Origin of the sequence: Stutzerimonas stutzeri SDM-LAC, from assembly GCF_000235745.1 — a bacterium.
Classification (GTDB): Bacteria; Pseudomonadota; Gammaproteobacteria; order Pseudomonadales; family Pseudomonadaceae; genus Stutzerimonas; species Stutzerimonas stutzeri_H.
The window spans coordinates 1-17,827 of record NZ_AGSX01000180.1 but is presented as its reverse complement, the minus strand read 5'-3'; the positions used below and the strand labels follow the sequence as shown (position 1 = coordinate 17,827).

The window sequence follows — 17,827 nt, the reverse complement described above, 5'->3', positions numbered from 1 at the left end:
TACAGACAGGAGGTTCTCATGGCTTTGCTCAGCTTTCTCGGCGCCATCCAACAGGTCACTGGTTCCTGTTACCTGATCGAAACCCATGAAGGTGTTCGCGTACTTCTCGACTGCGGCATGCGCCAAGGCCGGCGCGAAGAGGAAGCAGGCAACCGCGCGGGCTTTAGCTTCGACCCGCAAACACTCGATGCCGTGGTGCTGTCGCACGCGCACATCGACCATAGCGGCTTGCTACCGAAGCTTGTGGCAGCAGGGTTCAAAGGGCCTATCCATCTGACCGAGGCGACGGGAAAACTACTTGAGCTGATGCTGCTCGACTCGGCAAACATCCAGGAAAAGGACGCCGAGTGGGAAAATCGGTGGCGCGCGCGCTTGGGCAAGCCGGCCATCAAGCCGCTTTACACCCGGGTCGATACCGAACGCATGCTGGCGCAACGTCAGCCTCATGCCTATGGTGACGCCTTCGAAGCAGCACCGGGAATTTCCGTGACCTTCTTCGATGCCGGGCACATCCTTGGATCAGCCATCGTTCAGGTCGACGTCACCGACTTTGACGCCACCCGCCGCCTGGTATTTTCCGGGGACCTGGGCAACACCTGCTCGCCCCTGATGCATGCGCCGACGCCATTAAGCGAGGCCGACGTGGTGCTGATGGAGTCCACCTACGGTGATCGCGATCACCGCGATCATCAGGCAACCATCGAGGAGCTTGCCGAGATCCTTCAGCAGGCCCACCGGGATGGTGGAAATGTTCTCATGCCGTCATTTGCGGTCGGCCGCACGCAAGATCTGATCTACTACCTCGGCCTCCTCTACCAGCAAGGTCGCGTACCTCAGCAAGTGGTCTTTCTGGACAGCCCGATGGCCATCGGCGCGAACGCGATCTACTCACTGTTCCAAGAGCAACTGGATATACAGCCTGGCATAGCTGGCGACCATAACCGGCAGCGTATCGAGTCATGGCTGCCGATATTCAGACCAACACCGACAACCGAAGAATCAATGGCCATCAACCGCTTTAAAAGCGGCGCGATCATCATCGCAGGCAGCGGCATGTGCACTGGCGGGCGCATTCTTCATCACTTCAAGCACAACCTCTGGCGTGAGGAATGCCATTTGGTCATTCCAGGCTTTCAGGCAAGCGGCACACTCGGTCGAGCCATCGTTGATGGCGCCAAGACCGTCAAACTGATGCACCAACGCATAGCGGTGAACGCTCAGATCCATACCTTGGGCGGTTTCTCAGCGCATGCGGGGCAATCGCAACTGGTCGAATGGGCGAGCCAGTTCAAGACGCATCCGGAGCTTTATCTCGTGCATGGGGAGCTGGACAAGATGCGCGCCTTGCAGGAGGCACTGCGTGATCGTCTCAATTGGCAAGCCACCATTCCGGAACCGGGTGATCGCATCGCCATCTGATGACCGGGTACAGCCGCAGCTCAACCCTGCGGCTCACGCACGCATGATGATGTGCTTTCGCTCGCTCAGGGGGAGGGACCAGCATTTGCGCCTTCGCGCTGGGCTACTGTTAGGCATAGAACCATTGACCCAAGTAAGCCGCATACCAGGTGTCACCTGGCCAAATTCCGGCGGTCGTTTGCACACATGCGCATATGGGAGGCGCCGCCCTCGCGCATGGTGACTGAGCAGCGTCGAAGCTTTCTAAGGAGACTCGTATGCCTTTCGAACCGGACGATTACCTGTCGCGACATTTCAAAACCAGTGGCGCCGAACTGTCGAAAAAAATCGATGAACTGGTTGCCTTGGTAGTTCCATCCAGCAGCCAGAACCTGCCGCTGTATCGGGAGATGCTGGTTACCGTCATGCGCATGGCGCAAGCCGACCGAAGCCGCTGGGATGCCAAGATTCTGCTGCAGACCATGCGCGAAATGGAGCACGCCTTCAGCCGCCTCGATCAGTTCAAGCGCCGCCGCAAAGTGACTGTTTTCGGCTCGGCGAGAACCCCCATCGAACATCCGTTGTACGCGCTTGCCCGGGAGCTCGGCGAGACGCTTGCACGCTACGAATTGATGGTCATTACTGGCGCCGGTGGCGGCATCATGGCGGCTGCCCACGAAGGCGCGGGCATGGATAACAGCCTCGGCCTGAATATCACCTTGCCCTTCGAGCAGCATGCCAATCCGACAGTAGATGGCACCGACCATCTGTTGTCCTTTCACTTCTTCTTCGTGCGCAAGCTGTTCTTTATCAAGGAGGCCGATGCGTTGGTGCTGTGTCCCGGCGGCTTCGGCACGCTGGACGAAACCCTGGAAGTCCTCACCCTGTTGCAGACGGGCAAGAGCCCGCTGGTGCCAATCGTACTGCTAGATGAACCCGGCGGCACGTTCTGGAAAGACGCGATTGACTTCATGCGCCGGCAGCTTGAGGGCAACCGTTACATCCTGCCGACTGACATGCGCCTGATGCGTCTGGTAGACAATGCCGAGGACGCTGCCGCAGAGATCGATCACTTCTACAGCAACTTCCACTCGAGCCGATGGCTGCAGGATCGCTTCGTCATGCGCATGAACCATGTGCTGACCGACGCCGCGGTGTCCGACATGAACGAACATTTTGCCGACCTTTGCCTGAAAGGTCGCTTCGAGCAGCAAGCGTGCTGCGAAATGGAACTGGACGAGCCGGAACTGCAGCCGTTACCCAGGCTGAGCTTCGTATTCAACGGACGGGACCACGGTCGACTACGGGAACTGACCGACTTCATCAATGCGAGGGAACACTGGGCTTCGCCATTGGGTGCCGGCGATTGAGCGGGGCGAAAATAAGAATTGCAAACGGACGAGGCCGTAGCAGGGGGAAACGCTATCGAGCCCGGATCAGTCGAGCGAAGCGCCTCGCAGAAGGCGCCCGATCAAGTCCAGCGGATAGCCACGGTAGCTGAGAAACCGGCCCTGACGAGCCCTTTCCCGCTGATCGCCCGGCAATTCACCGAACTTACGCAACCAGACTTCGTGCAGTTGCGCATTCCAATCGAAGCCACTGTCGCGTAATGCCTGCTCGATATCCTCTCGAGCCAGCCCTCGCTGGGTCAGCTCTTCACGTATACGCAATGGACCGTAGCCGGCGTTAGCTCGCATGCGCACGAAACTCTCCAGATAACGAGCTTCGCTAAGCAATCCCTCATCGGCCAACCTTTCCAGCGCAGGTTCGATGAGTTCAGCTGGCGCACCGCGTGAGCGCAATTTGCGGCTCAGCTCGATACGCCCATGCTCGCGCCGGGCCAAGAGATCCATGGCGGCCCGCCGCACTGCGGCAGGGCTGTCGAGCACGACCGGCATCGGCTTTAGAGGTCAGCTTCGGCCAGGTCTTCAACGACCGGATTAGCCTTGCTGTTCGGCGAAACCACTAGCAGTTTGTCGCGAATCTGCTGTTCGATTTCGCGCCCGATCTCGGGGTTCTCTTCCAGATACTTGGCGGCGTTAGCCTTGCCCTGGCCGATCTTGTTGCCCTTGTAGGCGTACCACGCACCAGACTTCTCAACCAGACCCTGCTGAACGCCAAGGTCGATGACCTCGCCATTGCGGTAGATGCCCTTGCCGTAAAGAATCTGGAACTCGGCCTGGCGGAACGGTGGCGCCACCTTGTTCTTGACGACCTTGACGCGGGTTTCGCTGCCGACCACTTCGTCGCCTTCCTTCACCGCGCCGGTACGGCGGATGTCGAGACGAACCGATGCATAGAATTTCAGTGCGTTACCGCCAGTTGTGGTTTCGGGGCTTCCGAACATCACGCCGATCTTCATACGAATCTGGTTGATGAAGATAACCAGGCAGTTGGCGTTCTTGATGTTACCGGTGATCTTGCGCAGCGCCTGAGACATCAGACGGGCCTGCAGACCGACGTGGGTGTCGCCCATCTCGCCTTCGATTTCCGCCTTGGGGACCAGGGCAGCCACGGAGTCAACGATGATTACGTCAACGGCATTGGAACGCACCAGCATGTCGGTGATTTCCAGCGCCTGCTCGCCCGTGTCGGGCTGCGAAACCAGCAGGTCGTCGACGTTGACGCCGAGCTTGCCAGCATAATCGGGATCCAGCGCGTGCTCGGCGTCGACGAAGGCACAGGTAGCACCGGCCTTCTGGGCTTCAGCGATGACCGACAAAGTCATGGTGGTCTTGCCCGACGATTCCGGACCGTAAATTTCGACGATCCGACCTTTAGGCAGACCGCCAATGCCGAGGGCGATGTCCAGGCCGAGCGAGCCAGTAGAAATGGCCGGAATCGCCTGACGATCATGATCGCCCATACGCATGACCGCGCCTTTGCCGAACTGCTTTTCGATCTGGCCCAAGGCGGCAGCCAAGGCGCGCTTCTTGTTCTCGTCCATTACAATCCTCACTTGATCAAGAGGGCCAGAGGCCACGACAACTGTATAAGTAGACAGTATTAGAGCATAGGCAAAAACGAGCGCCTAGCCCTCAATCGGATTTTCTCCGGCCACCAGGCGGATCAATCCGACGAGCGCCGCCTTCACACTCTGCTCACGAACGGCCTGCCGGTCGCCATCGAACTGGAAGCGTCTTGCGAACCGCTGATCATCGCAAGCCCAGGCCAACCAAACCGTACCAACCGGCTTTTCAGGCGAGCCGCCGCCTGGCCCCGCTACACCACTAACGGCAACGGCGTATTGCGCTCCGCTGGCGGACTGCGCGCCCCGGGTCATCGCCTCGACGACCTCACGGCTCACTGCGCCCACTTCGGCAAACAGCTGTTCCGGCACCTGTAGCTGACGTGTCTTCTGATGGTTGCAATAGGTGACGAAGCCAGCCTCGAACCAGGCCGAGCTGCCGGCGACACGGGTAATGGCCTCGGCAATGCCTCCCCCGGTGCAGGACTCAGCTGTGGTTACTTGCGCCGACTTTTGCTGGAGCGCATGGCCCAGCTGGGCCGCGAGTTCGGTCAGGGTGGACATGAAAGCTCCCGATGTTTATATCAATCGCCACCTTAGCAGCGCTCGCTTCGAGGGTCAGCCACGCATGGCCGCATGCCGTCGCAGCCGCACGGCCATGATAACCTTGCCGGTTTATTTCATCTGCGCGCAGTGCCAGCAACGGCCGTTACCCGTACGGAACCCAGCCGCGCCTGCTCTGTTACCTGCACATCGCACCAAGTCGAGCTATATGTCACAAGACCTGTCCCATCACACGCCCATGATGCAGCAGTACTGGAAGCTCAAACGCGAGCATCCTGATCAGTTGATGTTCTACCGCATGGGTGACTTTTACGAACTGTTCTACGATGACGCCAAGAAAGCCGCCAAGCTGCTGGACATCACCCTGACCGCACGCGGCCAGTCCGGTGGTAATGCGATCCCCATGGCGGGCATCCCGTTTCACTCCGCCGAGGGCTATCTCAGCCGCCTGGTGAAGCTTGGCGAATCGGTGGTTATCTGCGAACAGATCGGTGACCCGGCGACCAGCAAGGGCCCGGTCGAGCGACAGGTGGTGCGAATCATCACCCCTGGCACGGTTAGCGATGAAGCGCTGCTCGACGAGCATCGTGACAATCTGCTGGCGGCGGTCGTAGGCGACGAGAAGCTGTTCGGCCTGTCGGTACTGGACATCACCAGCGGCCGATTCAGTGTGCAGGAGTTCGGCGGCTGGGAAACGCTTTTGGCAGAGGTCGAACGCCTCAACCCGGCCGAGTTGATGATCCCCGACGATTGGCCAGCCAATCTGCCGGTCGAAAAACGCCGCGGTGTTCGCCGTCGCGCGCCCTGGGATTTCGACCGCGACAGTGGTTTCAAAGGGCTCTGCCAGCAGTTCGGCACTCAGGATCTGAAAGGCTTTGGCTGCGAGCGGTTGACGTTGGCCATCGGCGCGGCGGGCTGCCTCCTGACCTATGCCAAGGAAACCCAGCGCACCGCACTGCACCATCTTCGTAGCCTTCGCCACGAACGTCTCGACGAGACGGTTATCCTCGATGGCGCGACCCGACGCAATCTGGAACTGGACATCAATCTAGGCGGCGGACGCGAAAACACCCTGCAATCGGTAGTCGACCGCTGCCAGACGGCCATGGGCAGCCGCCTGCTTAGCCGCTGGTTGAATCGCCCATTGCGTGATCGAAGCGTACTCGAAGCGCGCCAGGACTCGATCACCTGCCTGTTGGAACACTATCGCTTCGAGCAGATTCAGCCACAGCTGAAAGAAATCGGTGACCTCGAACGCATTCTCGCGCGGATCGGCTTACGCAACGCCCGTCCCCGTGATCTTGCACGCCTGCGCGACGCGCTCGCCGCCCTGCCGCAGCTTCAAGTCGGCATGCAGGAACTGGTCGCCCCGCACCTGAGCGAGTTGGCAGCGACCATACAAACCTATCCCGAGTTGGCTGCCTTGCTGGCTAAAGCCATCATCGACAATCCACCGGCCGTGATCCGCGAGGGCGGCGTCCTGAAGACCGGCTACGATGCCGAACTGGACGAACTGCAATCGCTGTCGGAAAACGCCGGCCAGTATCTGATGGATCTGGAAACCCGCGAGAAAGCCCGTACCGGGCTGGCCAATTTGAAAGTCGGCTATAACCGCGTGCACGGGTACTTTATTGAACTGCCGAGCAAGCAGGCCGAGTCGGCACCGGCCGACTACATCCGCAGGCAAACGTTGAAGGGCGCCGAGCGTTTCATTACGCCGGAACTCAAGGCGTTCGAAGATAAGGCGCTGTCTGCCAAGAGCCGCGCATTAGCGCGTGAAAAACAGCTCTACGAAGAACTGCTGGAACGGCTCATTGGTCATCTCGCGCCGCTACAGGACAGCGCTGCGGCGCTGGCCGAACTCGACGTGCTCAGCAACCTCGCCGAACGGGCTCTGACCCTTGATCTCAACCGTCCACGTTTCGTCGAGCACCCCTGCCTGCAGATCGATCAAGGCCGTCATCCTGTAGTCGAGCAGGTGTTGCAGACGCCCTTCGTCGCCAACGACCTAAACCTTGATGACGAAACCCGCATGCTGGTGATCACCGGCCCGAACATGGGCGGTAAGTCGACTTACATGCGCCAAACGGCCTTGATCGTACTGCTGGCGCAAATCGGCAGTTTCGTGCCGGCCAAAGCCTGCGAGCTGTCTCTGGTCGACCGCATCTTTACCCGCATCGGCTCGTCGGATGATCTGGCCGGCGGTCGCTCGACCTTCATGGTGGAAATGAGCGAGACGGCCAACATCCTGCACAACGCCAGCGACCGCAGCCTGGTGCTGATGGACGAAGTTGGCCGCGGCACCAGCACCTTCGATGGCTTGTCGCTGGCCTGGGCGGCTGCCGAGCACCTGGCCAAACTGCGCGCCTACACCCTGTTTGCAACCCACTATTTCGAACTCACCGTACTGCCGGAAAGCCAGACGGTGGTCGCTAACGTGCACCTGTCGGCCACCGAGCACAACGAACGCATCGTTTTCCTGCATCATGTTCTGCCGGGACCGGCGAGCCAGAGTTATGGCTTGGCGGTGGCCCAGCTGGCCGGCGTGCCTGGCGAAGTGATTCAGCGCGCACGCGACCATTTGTCGCGGCTGGAAACCACCAGCTTGCCCCACGAAACACCGAAAATGACTCCTGGCCAGCCTGCGCCACCCCAGCAGAACGACCTGTTCGCGAGCCTACCGCACCCAGTGGTCGAAGAATTGCTCCGGATCAATCCCGATGATATGAGCCCGCGCCAGGCGCTGGACCTGCTATACAACCTGAAAGCGCGTGTCTGACGGCTGCTAAAAGCTGCTAGAATCGCGCGCATTTTTTGGATATAGGCGGCATTTGCCTGGTGCCGCCATAGTCCTGCCGAAGGGGGCGTCATTGCAACGCCACCCGAACCGCCCGAGGAGATAGCTAGAAATGACCTTCGTCGTCACCGACAACTGCATCAAGTGCAAATACACCGATTGTGTAGAAGTCTGTCCGGTGGACTGCTTCTACGAAGGGCCGAACTTCCTGGTCATTCATCCGGACGAGTGCATTGACTGCGCGTTGTGCGAGCCGGAGTGTCCTGCCCAGGCGATTTTCTCCGAAGATGAAGTCCCGGATGATCAGCAGGAGTACATCCAGCTGAACGCCGATCTGGCGGAAGTCTGGCCGAACATCACCGAGAAGAAAGACTCGCTGCCGGACGCCGAAGAGTGGGACGGCGTGAAGGACAAGCTGCAACATCTGGAGCGCTGAGAGGCCCCGGACAAAAAAATGCCCGCGCAATGCGGGCATTTTTTATGGAAGCGGCGAGTCAGGCGCGATCAACGCCCTTCTTCACTGCGTCCTTGACTTCGCCCTTGACTTGCTGAGCATCGCCTTTGACTTCCTGACGTTGACCTTCGCCTTTCATGCGCTCGTTATTGGTTGCCTCACCCAAGCCTTGCTTGGCTTTGCCGGCGGCTTCGTTGAGGTTGCCTTTCATTTTATCTTCAGTACTGCTCATGGCTCATTCCTCTCTGCTTGGGTACGTTCAGTGGACCGAGCGCCTTCGACAATAGTTTCGTTCTCCCGAGGAACGGCAAGGCAGAGCCGTCAGACGTTACGGGCTTTGGCCAGGCGATCGAATAACGGCCGGCCGGCGAGGTGCAGAAAAAGCGGCGCGCCGGCGATGAGATAGAAGTAATAGGTTACGAAGCGCCAGATCAGAATACCCGCCGCCGCCGTCGATTTCCCCACCAGCGGTGCCAGCAACGCCGCGGATGCCAGTTCGGCACTGCCCGCACCGCCGGGTAGCAGGCTCAGCTGTCCGGCCGTCAGTGCCAGCAGCTGCACGATAAAGGTCCAGGCCCAGGCCAGCGAGCTGCCCAGCCCTAGCAAGGTCAGGTACAGCACGCTGTAGCGCAGCAGCCAATGCAGCGTGGTCAGGATGAACACCCCGAGCAGGATCGACCGCGGCAACCGGAAACACTCCAGCAAGGCATTGCGAAAACCCAGCACCTTTCTGGCCCAGCTACGCTGGCGCGTGCCCTTCACACCCAGTCGACCGATCAACCAGCCGTTGAGCAGAAACACCTGCCGATGGAAGCGCCCGAGCAATGCCAGCAGCACCATCAGCCCGATCAGTAACGCTGCACTAAAGCCCAGCAGGCTGGCGATATAGCTATTCAGCGAATGAGTGACCGCATAGATCAGTACGCCTACCAGCGCGCAGGCGAAAAACAGCAGATCGGTCAGCTGCTCGACCGCATAGGTCGCGGTGCCCTTGGCCGGCGGCACGCCATGGCGCAGCAGCAGCGCCATCATCGTCAACGGACCACCGGCGCCGCCGGGCGTGGCACAGATGGCGAACTCCGTTGCGATCACGATGCCCAGCGCACGATGCTGACCCAAGCGGCGACGGCCAATGAGCAAGCGCAGCCGGAGCGCATTCAAATACCAGCCGACGACGATCATGCCAAGCATCGTCAGTAGCAAGCCTGGGGGAAAACCGCGTAACCGCTCGAACAAGCCGCTGCCGCCGAGCAAAATCGGCACCAGGGCGACCATCAGCAAAGCGCCAGCGAGCAACCACCAGCGACGACTCATGCCGCGGCGCTCGAAGTCAGTACGTGGCGACCAAGCCAGTCTCTCTTCGTCACCGGTTCGCGCCCGTCCGCGAGCAGCCGGGTCAACAGATCCAGCCAGTACTGCCGCGAGAACGGATGGCGCATATCCACCGGATGCAAGCCGAGTCGCAACACCGGCGCCTGCTGGTGCCGGTTGAGCATCCGCTCGCTGACCAGCCGCGACATGCCTCGGCGCCAGGCGCTTCGGGCACTCCAGACCAGGCCCGGCGCGGCTATGGCTCGGTAGCCGGGTAACAAATACAAGTGGCCCGGGTCGCTGGTATAGGTCAGGCCCGTCGCCGCCAACGCTTGGCGAGCCCCCGGCCCCAGCAGCCAGGCAGGCGCCACGAAGCCGTACAGGGGCCACTGGTTGCGTTCGAACAGTTCGATGCCATGGCGCAAACGCCTGGCAGACTCTTCCCGACTCAGCGGGTAGAACTCGCCTTCATGGGTGAAGACGCGGCGCATGAACCAGTCACGTGGCGTGCGCGGCGCAGGCGCCTCATCGACGTGGTAGCAACCATGCAGGATCAACTCATCGCCACGCACGAGCCGCGCATCCAGCAACCGTCGAAATTCCGCATGATCATCGAGCCGGTTGCGGCGGTGGAAATCCGGCACCACGAGCCAGCAAATCGGGATCCGGCCCAGCGCGTCGACCGCTTCGACAAAGGGCCGGTAGTCCGGCCAGGTTTCGGGCGCCACGTCATGCAGCACCAGCATCAAGCTGCGCTCAGCCATGCACGGCGACCGGCAATTCAGCAGTGCCCAACACGGCGTGATAATGCGCCAGCAAGCCGGCAACTACCGCGTTCCATGCATGATGCGCCTCGACATGCTGACGGGCTTGCATCCCGAGCAGGCGCGGATCGTCCTCGAACAACTCTCGTACGGTCTGCGCCATCGCCGAGGCATCCAGTGGGCGGCAGAGCCGACCGGTATGAAACGGCACCAGTTCCGGTAACGCACCGGCGCGAGCCGCAATTACAGGTATCCCGCTGGCCATGGCTTCGAGCGCCACCAGACCAAAGGTTTCCTGGTTTCCGGCGTGCAGCAACACGTCGCTGCTGGCCATGTAGCGCGCCACGTCCGCGGCAGGACAAAAGCGGTCGATCACCGATACGTTGGATGGCACGCGATGCGGCATGCCAGAACCGACCAGCAGGAGATGATAGGGCTCACCCAGGCGCCGTGCAGTGTCCAACAGTACATCAAGGTTCTTTTCTCGCGATCCGCGTCCGGCGAAGATCATCAACCGCGCATCGTCGGCAAGACCCAGTTCGCGGCGGAGCTCCGGGTCACGCAGGCTCGGCCGAAAGGTATCCAGATCGACGCCCAACGGTTGTACATAAACATTATCGACGCCCAGCGATGTCAGCTTTTCTGCCATCACGCGACTCGGCGCCAGTACCCGGTCGAAGCTGCTGTACAGCTTGGAAACGTAGCCGTTCATGTTGGTGCCCAGCCACCGGCCAATACGGTTGCTCACCAGCAATGGCAAATCCGAGTGGTAAAAGCCGATTACCGGCACGTCCAGGCGCCGACCGGCATCGAGAGCAGCCCAGGCCGTCATGTAGGGGTCCCCGACCTCGATCACATCAGGGCGCAGAGAGCGCAGCTGATTACGCCAAGGTGTGCGCCGTACGGGAAACCGATAGCCCTTGCCGAATGGTAGGGCAGGTGCCGGAATCTGATAGATTCCCGCGTTGTGGCTATAGCTCTCACCGGGAACCAGGATGCTATGGCGAACTCCGGCATATAGCTGCAAGCGCCGGTGTTTGGCCTCGAGATAGGTACGCACGCCGCCGCTGGCAGGTGCGTAGAACATGGTCATGTCGGCGATGTGCAAAGTGGAGCGTCTCCGTTAGGTCTCGATGCAAAACCTTCGGAGCCGGTTCCAACTAGCCGTGAGCGGCGCCCCTTGGCAGGGCCGCAGCCAGACCACCACCCGAAAGATTCTGCAATGAAATCAATGGACCACCGGCCCGGACAGTTGTTCGCCGTTGCATCTGCGCTATCTGCCCGCTAGCCGTCGACACGCTTGTCACCCTCATCCTTACCCTCTGTGGAGGCATGTTCGATCACCGCATTCAGCTCAGCGCCGAAGAGCATAACTGCCGCTGAGATGTAGAAATAGAGCAACAGCACGATAACCGCGCCGATGCTGCCATAGGTCGCGTCGTAGTTACCGAAGTTCTGCACATACAAGCCGAAGCCGGTAGACGCGGCAATCCAAACGATCACAGCCAGTACCGAGCCTGGGGTGATGAAGCGGAACTCCTGCTCGACATCGGGCGTGACGTAATAGAGCACCGCCACCACCAGCATCATCAACACCACCACAACTGGCCAGCGCAGCCAGGTCCACAGCGTGACGACGATCGCCTTCAAGCCAACCTGATCAGCCAGCCACTCGATAACTTGCGGGCCGACGATCATCAGTGCCGCAGTTGCCAGCAGAATCAGTGCCAGGCCAACCGTGTATACAACCGAAAGCACAACCAATTTCCAGGCCGGTCGTCCTTCCTCGACGTCGTAGGCCTTGTTCATGGCGTTCATCAACGAGCGGACTCCGACCGAGGCCGACCACAACGCCACGAGAATACCGAAGGAAAGAAAACCGCCTTTTTTCTCCTGCATTCCGTCAATAACAGGGTTGACCAAGTCCAACGCATCGGGCGGCAACACCAGCGCAACCTGTTCGCGCAGCCAGGTAAAGAATTCCTGCAGATCCAGTAGGCCCAGCAGCGCGATCAGAAATAGCAAAAAGGGGAACAATGAAAAAATCGCTCGGTACGCCAGAGCCGACGCGTAGGTGGTCATGTCGTCGTTGCTGAAATCCTTGAAGGTGCGTTTCAACAGCTCGAAGCTGCCGATGCCACGCGTATTCAGCATTGCCATTCCCCTTTTCGCTCTGATTAAAGCCGAAGCCGTTAATCGTGGGACGACCCTCGCTTGCAAGAGTTCGCCTTCTGGGATGAGCGAGGCGATGTAGAGCCTCCGTAGCACGCGATGCGTCGACCGGCTTAAGCATGACGGGCGCATGGCGGAGGAACTTTCTACGCCGTTGACGCTCTTGATGGAGTCGCCAATTCAGTCCCGCGCTGACTGAAAGCGCCCGCATACAGCCGCCAGGTCCGAGCCGCTTGATCAGCGCATCGGGTTTGACCAGTAGAAGCAACCCGGACGCCAGCCATGGCTTTTGTCGCGATTAGCGACCGCAGGAGCATTGAATGAAATCGGCCTACGCCACGGACGCACCCCAGCCTGGAATGAAAGCCGACCTCGTCAAATACGCCCGACTCGTAGTGACAAAAGGCAGCGGCGCCGGCGCTACGCTCGGCCTGAATATCCTGTTGGCGCGACTGTTAGTGCCGGAGCTGGCCGGTACCGTGTTCTTTTGCGTGGCGCTGGGCATCTTCCTGTCGCTGCTCGCCCGGCTGGGTCTCGACATTGCTTGCCTGAAAAATATCTCCTCCTTGCACGAGGGCCAGCAGCGCAGGTACTTCGACCGAGCCTTGATGCTCGCGGCACTGATGAACATACCTGCATTCCTGATCGGCCTGGCGGTGGTGTATTTCTCCGAGACCACACAGGCCTATTTCGTCCATGCCGCCGTCCTGTTTGGGGTTACTGCGCTTGGCCTGTCGCTGCTGAGCATCGCCAGCGAGACCTTGAAGGCCAAGCACAAGACCAGCGAAGGCCTGTTCTGGCAAACAGCCTTCCAGCCTGCACTAACTCTTCTGCTGGTGGCGATCACCGGCAGCGACCTGACCACCGTCGTGGCCTGCTTTGCGTTCAGCTTCGCGCTGGCCATTCTCGGATCGATCTGGCGTGCCCGCGCCAGCCTGCCCCGCTCAGGAACCGGAGCTGCGCTGGGCTGGCGAGAAATGCTCATCCTCTGCATACCGCTGATGCTGATCGCTGTCATGAACAGCATCATCGAGCTGTCCGACACGCTGTTACTCGGCGTGCTGCGCTCAGCCAGTGAAGTCAGCATCTATTACATCGCAGCCAAGATCGCCGCTCTCTCGACCACGCTGCTGTTTATCATCAACGGCACCATCGCCCCGGACATCTCCAAGCGCTGGGCGCGCAATGATCGCGCGGGGGCATTCTCCATCGTCCGCAAGTACTCGCGTTTCATGCTGGCGCTGGCACTGATGATCCTGCTCGCCATCGGGCTGCTCCGCGAATACATCCTTGCAGTGTTCGGCCCCGAATACCGCGAGCAAGGCATCTATCCATTGCTGGTACTCGCCATCGGCTATTTCTTCGTCCTGGCCGCCGGTCCGCTGGGCATTTTCATGACCATGACGGGCAATCACCGGCGTTATCTGCACAACAACATCGCGGCCTGCGTGATCAACGTAGCGCTGAACCTGATCCTCATTCCGCGCTACGGCGTCAACGGCGCCTGCTTTGCGACCGCCGTGGCGCTGGCGATCAAAAACACCCTGCTCTACGTGCAGTTCAAGAACATCGAAAGGAGTCCGACGCCATGACTGACCGGGTAAACGTAATCGCCTACGGAGCCTATGACCGGCATAACTATGGCGATCTGCTCTTTGCAATCGTCCTCAAGCGTTACCTGGAGGCGGACGGCCGCTTTTCGGTACTGATCGCGGCGACCAAAAAATCCAATCTCTCCAGCTATGGTGCGCTGCCGACCATTCCGCTGAAAAAAGCGCTGGACGCCACCCGACAGCAGGCCAAAACGATGCTCATCGTGGCCGGTGGCGAATGCCTGACGGCGCAATGGGAAAGCATCATCGGCTACCTCGCTCCGCAGGCGATCTACTACCCGATCAAGGCCAGCCCCTATCTGATCGGGCACAAAGCATTCATCCGCCTGAGCCGTCTGTTCACCTCGATTCCTTCGGACATCCCGCTGGTCCTTGGCGAACGTGAGCTGCCGGGCTACAAGGTGATGTACAACAGCGTGGGCGGTAACGAGATCAGCCGGAAGAAGCCGCTTATACATGACGCAATCAAACGCAACCTCGAAGACTGCACCTATGTGTCGGTGCGTGACCGGGAAACATCGGCCGAATTGGACAAGCTCGGTGTCGAACACAACCTCGTGCCAGACAGCGCCATTCTGATCTCCGATATTTTTCCGCAGCCGACCGAGCCTGCCGAGCCCGGCCATATCGTTTTCCACATCTCTGACCACCACGCCAAGCGACGCATCGAGGCGATTGCTCAGCAATTGACCGAACTCAACGTCAACACCGGCCTCAAGATTGCGCTGCTGACCATCGGTAAGGCGCCCGGCCACTCTGACGACGAACCGCTCGACAAGCTGCACAGCCTGCTCGGCGACGAGCGCGCCTACCGTGTCGACAGCGGCAACATCGACGACATCATCCGCTGCATCGCCACCAGCAAGCTCTATTGCGGCACCAGCCTGCACGGCGCGATCACCGCGCTGGCCTACGCCGTTCCCCAAATCGCATTGCTGCCACAGCGAGTGATCAAACTGTCGAGCTTTCTTGAGACCTGGGTACCCAAGCAGTCGTGCGGCTTTGCAGAAGTCCCGCAGATCAGCCAGATCGGTACCAACCTGATCAATGTATTTGGCGACACTCAACGGGCCGAACTACGCGCTGTAGTCGAAGCCATGAAGGGCCGTGTGCGGGCCAATCTCGATCACATGATCGAGCTCTACGACGCAGCACCCGGTCGCGGAGAGGCGACGCGCAACGAACAGCGCAAGCCGGAAGCTGTAGCGGCGAACTGACTCAGTCTGCCGCGCTAGAAGAAAGACAAAGCCCGCAATCATCAGGCTGTGTGAAAGCTACTGCGCTCGATCACGCTGCGTTTTCACAGGCCTGAATCACGCGGGCTCTTTGGGCCATCAGCTTGATCAGGCTTTCGACTAACGGGACGCAGCCATCGCATTGGCTCGCGCCGTGTGGAGCTTCTTGTAGCTGTCGACCAGCCGCTGATGCCGATCGAGCCCTTCGAGCTTCATGCTGGTAGGCGTCAAGCCAAAGAAGCGCACGCCGCCATCCAACGAGCCGATCACCGCATCCATCCGGGCATCGCCAAACATCCTGCGGAAGTTCATTTCGAAGTCTTCCAGCTGCAGATCCTCGTCCAGTTCCACTTCCAATACGGCGTTCAGGGCCTGGTAAAACAAACCACGCTCGACGGTGTTGTCATTGAACTGAAGGAAGGCTTCAACCAGCTCTTTGGCGTCTTCGAATCGCTGCAGGGCAAGATAGATCAACAACTTCAACTCGAGGATCGTGAGCTGCCCCCAGGCTGTGTTGTCGTCGAATTCAATCCCGATCAGCGTCGTGATGTCGGTGTAGTCATCCAGCTCGCTTTCTTCCAGACGCTCAACGAGTGCAGCCAAACCTTCATCGTCGAGGCTGTGCAGATTCAGGATATCCGCACGGAACAGCAGCGCTTTGTTGGTGTTATCCCAGATCAGATCCTCCACCGGATAGATCTCGGAATAGCCGGGCACGAGGATGCGGCAAGCCGTTGCGCCCAGGTCTTCGTAGATCGCCATGTAGGCTTCCTTCCCCATCTCCTCAAGGATGCCGAACAAGGTTGCGGCCTCCTGAGTGTTGGCGTCGTCGCCTTCGGCAGTGAAATCCCATTCAACGAAATCAAAGTCTGCTCTGGCGCTGAAAAAGCGCCACGACACCACACCGCTTGAGTCGATGAAGTGCTCAACGAAGTTGTTCGGTTCGGTGACCGCGTTGCTTTCGAAGGTCGGCTGGGGCAGATCGTTGAGCCCTTCGAAACTGCGACCTTGCAGCAACTCCGTGAGGCTGCGCTCCAGCGCGACTTCAAAGCTGGGGTGAGCACCGAATGAGGCGAATACGCCACCGGTACGCGGATTCATCAAGGTCACGCACATGACCGGAAATTGTCCGCCCAGCGATGCATCCTTGACCAACACCGGGAAGCCCTGCTCTTCCAACCCCTGGATACCTGCAACGATGCTGGGAAATTTCGCCAGCACCTCTTGGGGAACATCCGGCAGCGCCATTTCCCCTTCAAGGATCTCCCGCTTTACTGCCCGCTCGAAGATTTCCGACAGGCACTGCACCTGGGCTTCCGCCAGAGTGTTGCCAGCACTCATACCATTGCTGAGATACAGATTCTCGATAAGGTTGGAGGGGAAATAAACTGCTTCGCCGTCCGACTGGCGTACGAAAGGCAAGGTGCAAATGCCTCGTTCCGTGTTGCCAGAGTTAGTGTCGTATAAGTGCGATCCGCGTAAATCACCATCAGGGTTATAAATATCCAGGCAGTACTCATCGAGTATCTCAGCCGGCAACGCATCCTTGTGGCCAGGCTTGAACCAACGCTCGTTCGGATAATGGACAAACTCGGCATTGGCAATATCTTCACCCCAAAACTGGTCGTTGTAGAAGAAATTGCAATTGAGTCGCTCGATGAATTCACCTAGTGCCGACGCTAACGCGCTTTCCTTCGTAGCGCCTTTGCCGTTGGTAAAACACATCGGTGAATGGGCATCGCGAACATGCAGTGACCAGACGTTGGGCACGATATTGCGCCACGAGGCGATTTCGATTTTCATGCCAAGATCCGCCAGGATGCCGGACATGTTGGCGATAGTCTGCTCAAGTGGCAGATCCTTACCGACAATATAAGTGCTCGATTCTGTCCCCGTTCCGGGCAGCAGCAACGCCTGGGCATCAGCGTCCAGGCTCGCGACTTCCTCGATGACGAATTCAGGCCCGGTTTGCACTACTTTCTTTACGGTACAGCGTTCGATTGAACGCAAGATCCCCTGGCGATCCTTGTCGGAAATATCCGCAGGCAACTCGACCTGAATTTTGAAAATCTGGTTATAACGATTTTCCGGATCGACAATATTATTCTGCGACAACCGAATGTTCTCGGTCGGAATACTGCGGGTCTGGCAATACAACTTCACGAAATACGCTGCGCATAGCGCCGATGAAGCCAGAAAATAATCAAACGGCCCCGGTGCCGAACCATCGCCCTTGTAACGAATCGGTTGATCGGCGACCACCGTGAAATCATCAAACTTGGCTTCGAGCCTGAGGTTGTCGAGAAAATTAACCTTGATTTCCATGCGGGATTACCAGAGCGATACATTTGATCGCTATTATCCGGCTTCCAGACGAGAAGTCTTATTCTTTTCCCAATAGGCGCTCGGCAATCAGCCGCTTTTCCGCTTCTGAAACAGCAACCCAGCGCGGAGCGCCGCGCAATTACCCTTAGGAAATGAAAAAGGCCCACATCGCTGTGAGCCTTGATTTCATTGGTGCCGGTGAGAGGAGTCGAACCCCCGACCTTCG

The 17,827-nt window shown here is 59.2% G+C and carries 15 protein-coding genes; 6 read left to right on the top strand and 9 right to left on the bottom strand.

The features are described 5' to 3' along the window. Positions 1-18: 18 nt before the first annotated feature. Positions 19-1,419 carry an MBL fold metallo-hydrolase RNA specificity domain-containing protein gene (locus PSTU_RS0117710; protein ID WP_019342353.1) on the top strand — a complete coding sequence of 467 codons (1,401 nt, stop codon included), beginning with the start codon at positions 19-21 and terminating at the stop codon, positions 1,417-1,419. Between the two features lie 257 nt (positions 1,420-1,676). Next, positions 1,677-2,768, top strand: a complete 1,092-nt coding sequence (locus PSTU_RS0117705) for an LOG family protein (RefSeq protein WP_019342352.1) — start codon at positions 1,677-1,679, stop codon at positions 2,766-2,768. A 66-nt stretch (positions 2,769-2,834) separates the two neighbouring features. Here PSTU_RS0117705 and recX read toward each other — a convergent pair whose 3' ends face one another. The 3 genes from recX to PSTU_RS0117690 form a co-directional block, all read right to left on the bottom strand. Beyond that, positions 2,835-3,296: a recombination regulator RecX gene (gene recX / locus PSTU_RS0117700; protein ID WP_019342351.1), complete on the bottom strand. Its 462-nt coding sequence runs from the start codon at positions 3,294-3,296 to the stop codon at positions 2,835-2,837. A gap of 5 nt (positions 3,297-3,301) precedes the next feature. Beyond that, positions 3,302-4,345 carry a recombinase RecA gene (gene recA / locus PSTU_RS0117695; protein ID WP_019342350.1) on the bottom strand — a complete coding sequence of 348 codons (1,044 nt, stop codon included), beginning with the start codon at positions 4,343-4,345 and terminating at the stop codon, positions 3,302-3,304. An 84-nt stretch (positions 4,346-4,429) separates the two neighbouring features. Beyond that, positions 4,430-4,930 carry a CinA family protein gene (locus PSTU_RS0117690; RefSeq protein WP_019342349.1) on the bottom strand — a complete coding sequence of 167 codons (501 nt, stop codon included), beginning with the start codon at positions 4,928-4,930 and terminating at the stop codon, positions 4,430-4,432. Between the two features lie 208 nt (positions 4,931-5,138). Between PSTU_RS0117690 and mutS the strand changes: the two genes are divergently transcribed. Then, on the top strand, positions 5,139-7,709 hold the full coding sequence (gene mutS / locus PSTU_RS0117685; protein WP_029404851.1) for a DNA mismatch repair protein MutS: 2,571 nt from the start codon (positions 5,139-5,141) through the stop codon (positions 7,707-7,709). A gap of 130 nt (positions 7,710-7,839) precedes the next feature. Beyond that, on the top strand, positions 7,840-8,163 hold the full coding sequence (gene fdxA, locus PSTU_RS0117680) for a ferredoxin FdxA (protein ID WP_019342347.1): 324 nt from the start codon (positions 7,840-7,842) through the stop codon (positions 8,161-8,163). 58 nt (positions 8,164-8,221) lie between these two features. Here fdxA and PSTU_RS0117675 read toward each other — a convergent pair whose 3' ends face one another. From PSTU_RS0117675 to PSTU_RS0117655, 5 genes are all read right to left on the bottom strand, one after another. Then, positions 8,222-8,413 carry a CsbD family protein gene (locus PSTU_RS0117675; RefSeq protein WP_019342346.1) on the bottom strand — a complete coding sequence of 64 codons (192 nt, stop codon included), beginning with the start codon at positions 8,411-8,413 and terminating at the stop codon, positions 8,222-8,224. Positions 8,414-8,502: 89 nt separating this feature from the next. Continuing rightward, the gene (locus PSTU_RS0117670; RefSeq protein ID WP_019342345.1) at positions 8,503-9,495 is read right to left on the bottom strand and encodes a lysylphosphatidylglycerol synthase transmembrane domain-containing protein; all 993 of its coding nucleotides are present in this window, start codon (positions 9,493-9,495) and stop codon (positions 8,503-8,505) included. Continuing rightward, the gene (locus PSTU_RS0117665) at positions 9,492-10,256 is read right to left on the bottom strand and encodes a DUF2334 domain-containing protein (protein ID WP_019342344.1); all 765 of its coding nucleotides are present in this window, start codon (positions 10,254-10,256) and stop codon (positions 9,492-9,494) included. The genes PSTU_RS0117670 and PSTU_RS0117665 overlap by 4 nt, the downstream gene beginning before the upstream one ends. Then, positions 10,249-11,364, bottom strand: a complete 1,116-nt coding sequence (locus PSTU_RS0117660; protein ID WP_019342343.1) for a glycosyltransferase family 4 protein — start codon at positions 11,362-11,364, stop codon at positions 10,249-10,251. Before PSTU_RS0117660 ends, PSTU_RS0117665 begins: the two co-directional genes overlap by 8 nt. 176 nt (positions 11,365-11,540) lie before the next feature. Continuing rightward, entirely contained in the window at positions 11,541-12,416 is an 876-nt protein-coding gene (locus PSTU_RS0117655) for a YihY/virulence factor BrkB family protein (RefSeq protein WP_019342342.1), read from the bottom strand. A gap of 332 nt (positions 12,417-12,748) precedes the next feature. Between PSTU_RS0117655 and PSTU_RS0117650 the strand changes: the two genes are divergently transcribed. Together PSTU_RS0117650 and PSTU_RS0117645 are read left to right on the top strand one after the other, a co-directional pair. After that, positions 12,749-14,020, top strand: coding sequence for a polysaccharide biosynthesis C-terminal domain-containing protein (locus PSTU_RS0117650; RefSeq protein WP_019342341.1), 1,272 nt, complete (start codon positions 12,749-12,751; stop codon positions 14,018-14,020). Then, positions 14,017-15,258 carry a polysaccharide pyruvyl transferase family protein gene (locus PSTU_RS0117645; RefSeq protein WP_019342340.1) on the top strand — a complete coding sequence of 414 codons (1,242 nt, stop codon included), beginning with the start codon at positions 14,017-14,019 and terminating at the stop codon, positions 15,256-15,258. The genes PSTU_RS0117650 and PSTU_RS0117645 overlap by 4 nt, the downstream gene beginning before the upstream one ends. 138 nt (positions 15,259-15,396) lie before the next feature. On the opposite strand, the gene PSTU_RS0117640 is transcribed toward PSTU_RS0117645, so the two are convergent. After that, positions 15,397-17,601 (bottom strand): OsmC domain/YcaO domain-containing protein, encoded by a 2,205-nt coding sequence (locus PSTU_RS0117640; protein ID WP_019342339.1) that lies wholly within the window; start codon positions 17,599-17,601, stop codon positions 15,397-15,399. Between the last annotated feature and the right edge of the window lie 226 nt (positions 17,602-17,827).

Bases quoted from the DNA above. Each gene is read 5' to 3' on its own strand.
- PSTU_RS0117710 (WP_019342353.1), top strand. From the start codon at position 19: ATGGCTTTGCTCAGCTTTCTCGGCGCCATCCAACAGGTCACTGGTTCC.
- PSTU_RS0117705 (WP_019342352.1), top strand. From the start codon at position 1,677: ATGCCTTTCGAACCGGACGATTACCTGTCGCGACATTTCAAAACCAGT.
- recX (WP_019342351.1), bottom strand. From the start codon at position 3,296: ATGCCGGTCGTGCTCGACAGCCCTGCCGCAGTGCGGCGGGCCGCCATG.
- recA (WP_019342350.1), bottom strand. From the start codon at position 4,345: ATGGACGAGAACAAGAAGCGCGCCTTGGCTGCCGCCTTGGGCCAGATC.
- PSTU_RS0117690 (WP_019342349.1), bottom strand. From the start codon at position 4,930: ATGTCCACCCTGACCGAACTCGCGGCCCAGCTGGGCCATGCGCTCCAG.
- mutS (WP_029404851.1), top strand. From the start codon at position 5,139: ATGTCACAAGACCTGTCCCATCACACGCCCATGATGCAGCAGTACTGG.
- fdxA (WP_019342347.1), top strand. From the start codon at position 7,840: ATGACCTTCGTCGTCACCGACAACTGCATCAAGTGCAAATACACCGAT.
- PSTU_RS0117675 (WP_019342346.1), bottom strand. From the start codon at position 8,413: ATGAGCAGTACTGAAGATAAAATGAAAGGCAACCTCAACGAAGCCGCC.
- PSTU_RS0117670 (WP_019342345.1), bottom strand. From the start codon at position 9,495: ATGAGTCGTCGCTGGTGGTTGCTCGCTGGCGCTTTGCTGATGGTCGCC.
- PSTU_RS0117665 (WP_019342344.1), bottom strand. From the start codon at position 10,256: ATGGCTGAGCGCAGCTTGATGCTGGTGCTGCATGACGTGGCGCCCGAA.
- PSTU_RS0117655 (WP_019342342.1), bottom strand. From the start codon at position 12,416: ATGGCAATGCTGAATACGCGTGGCATCGGCAGCTTCGAGCTGTTGAAA.
- PSTU_RS0117650 (WP_019342341.1), top strand. From the start codon at position 12,749: ATGAAATCGGCCTACGCCACGGACGCACCCCAGCCTGGAATGAAAGCC.
- PSTU_RS0117645 (WP_019342340.1), top strand. From the start codon at position 14,017: ATGACTGACCGGGTAAACGTAATCGCCTACGGAGCCTATGACCGGCAT.
- PSTU_RS0117640 (WP_019342339.1), bottom strand. From the start codon at position 17,601: ATGGAAATCAAGGTTAATTTTCTCGACAACCTCAGGCTCGAAGCCAAG.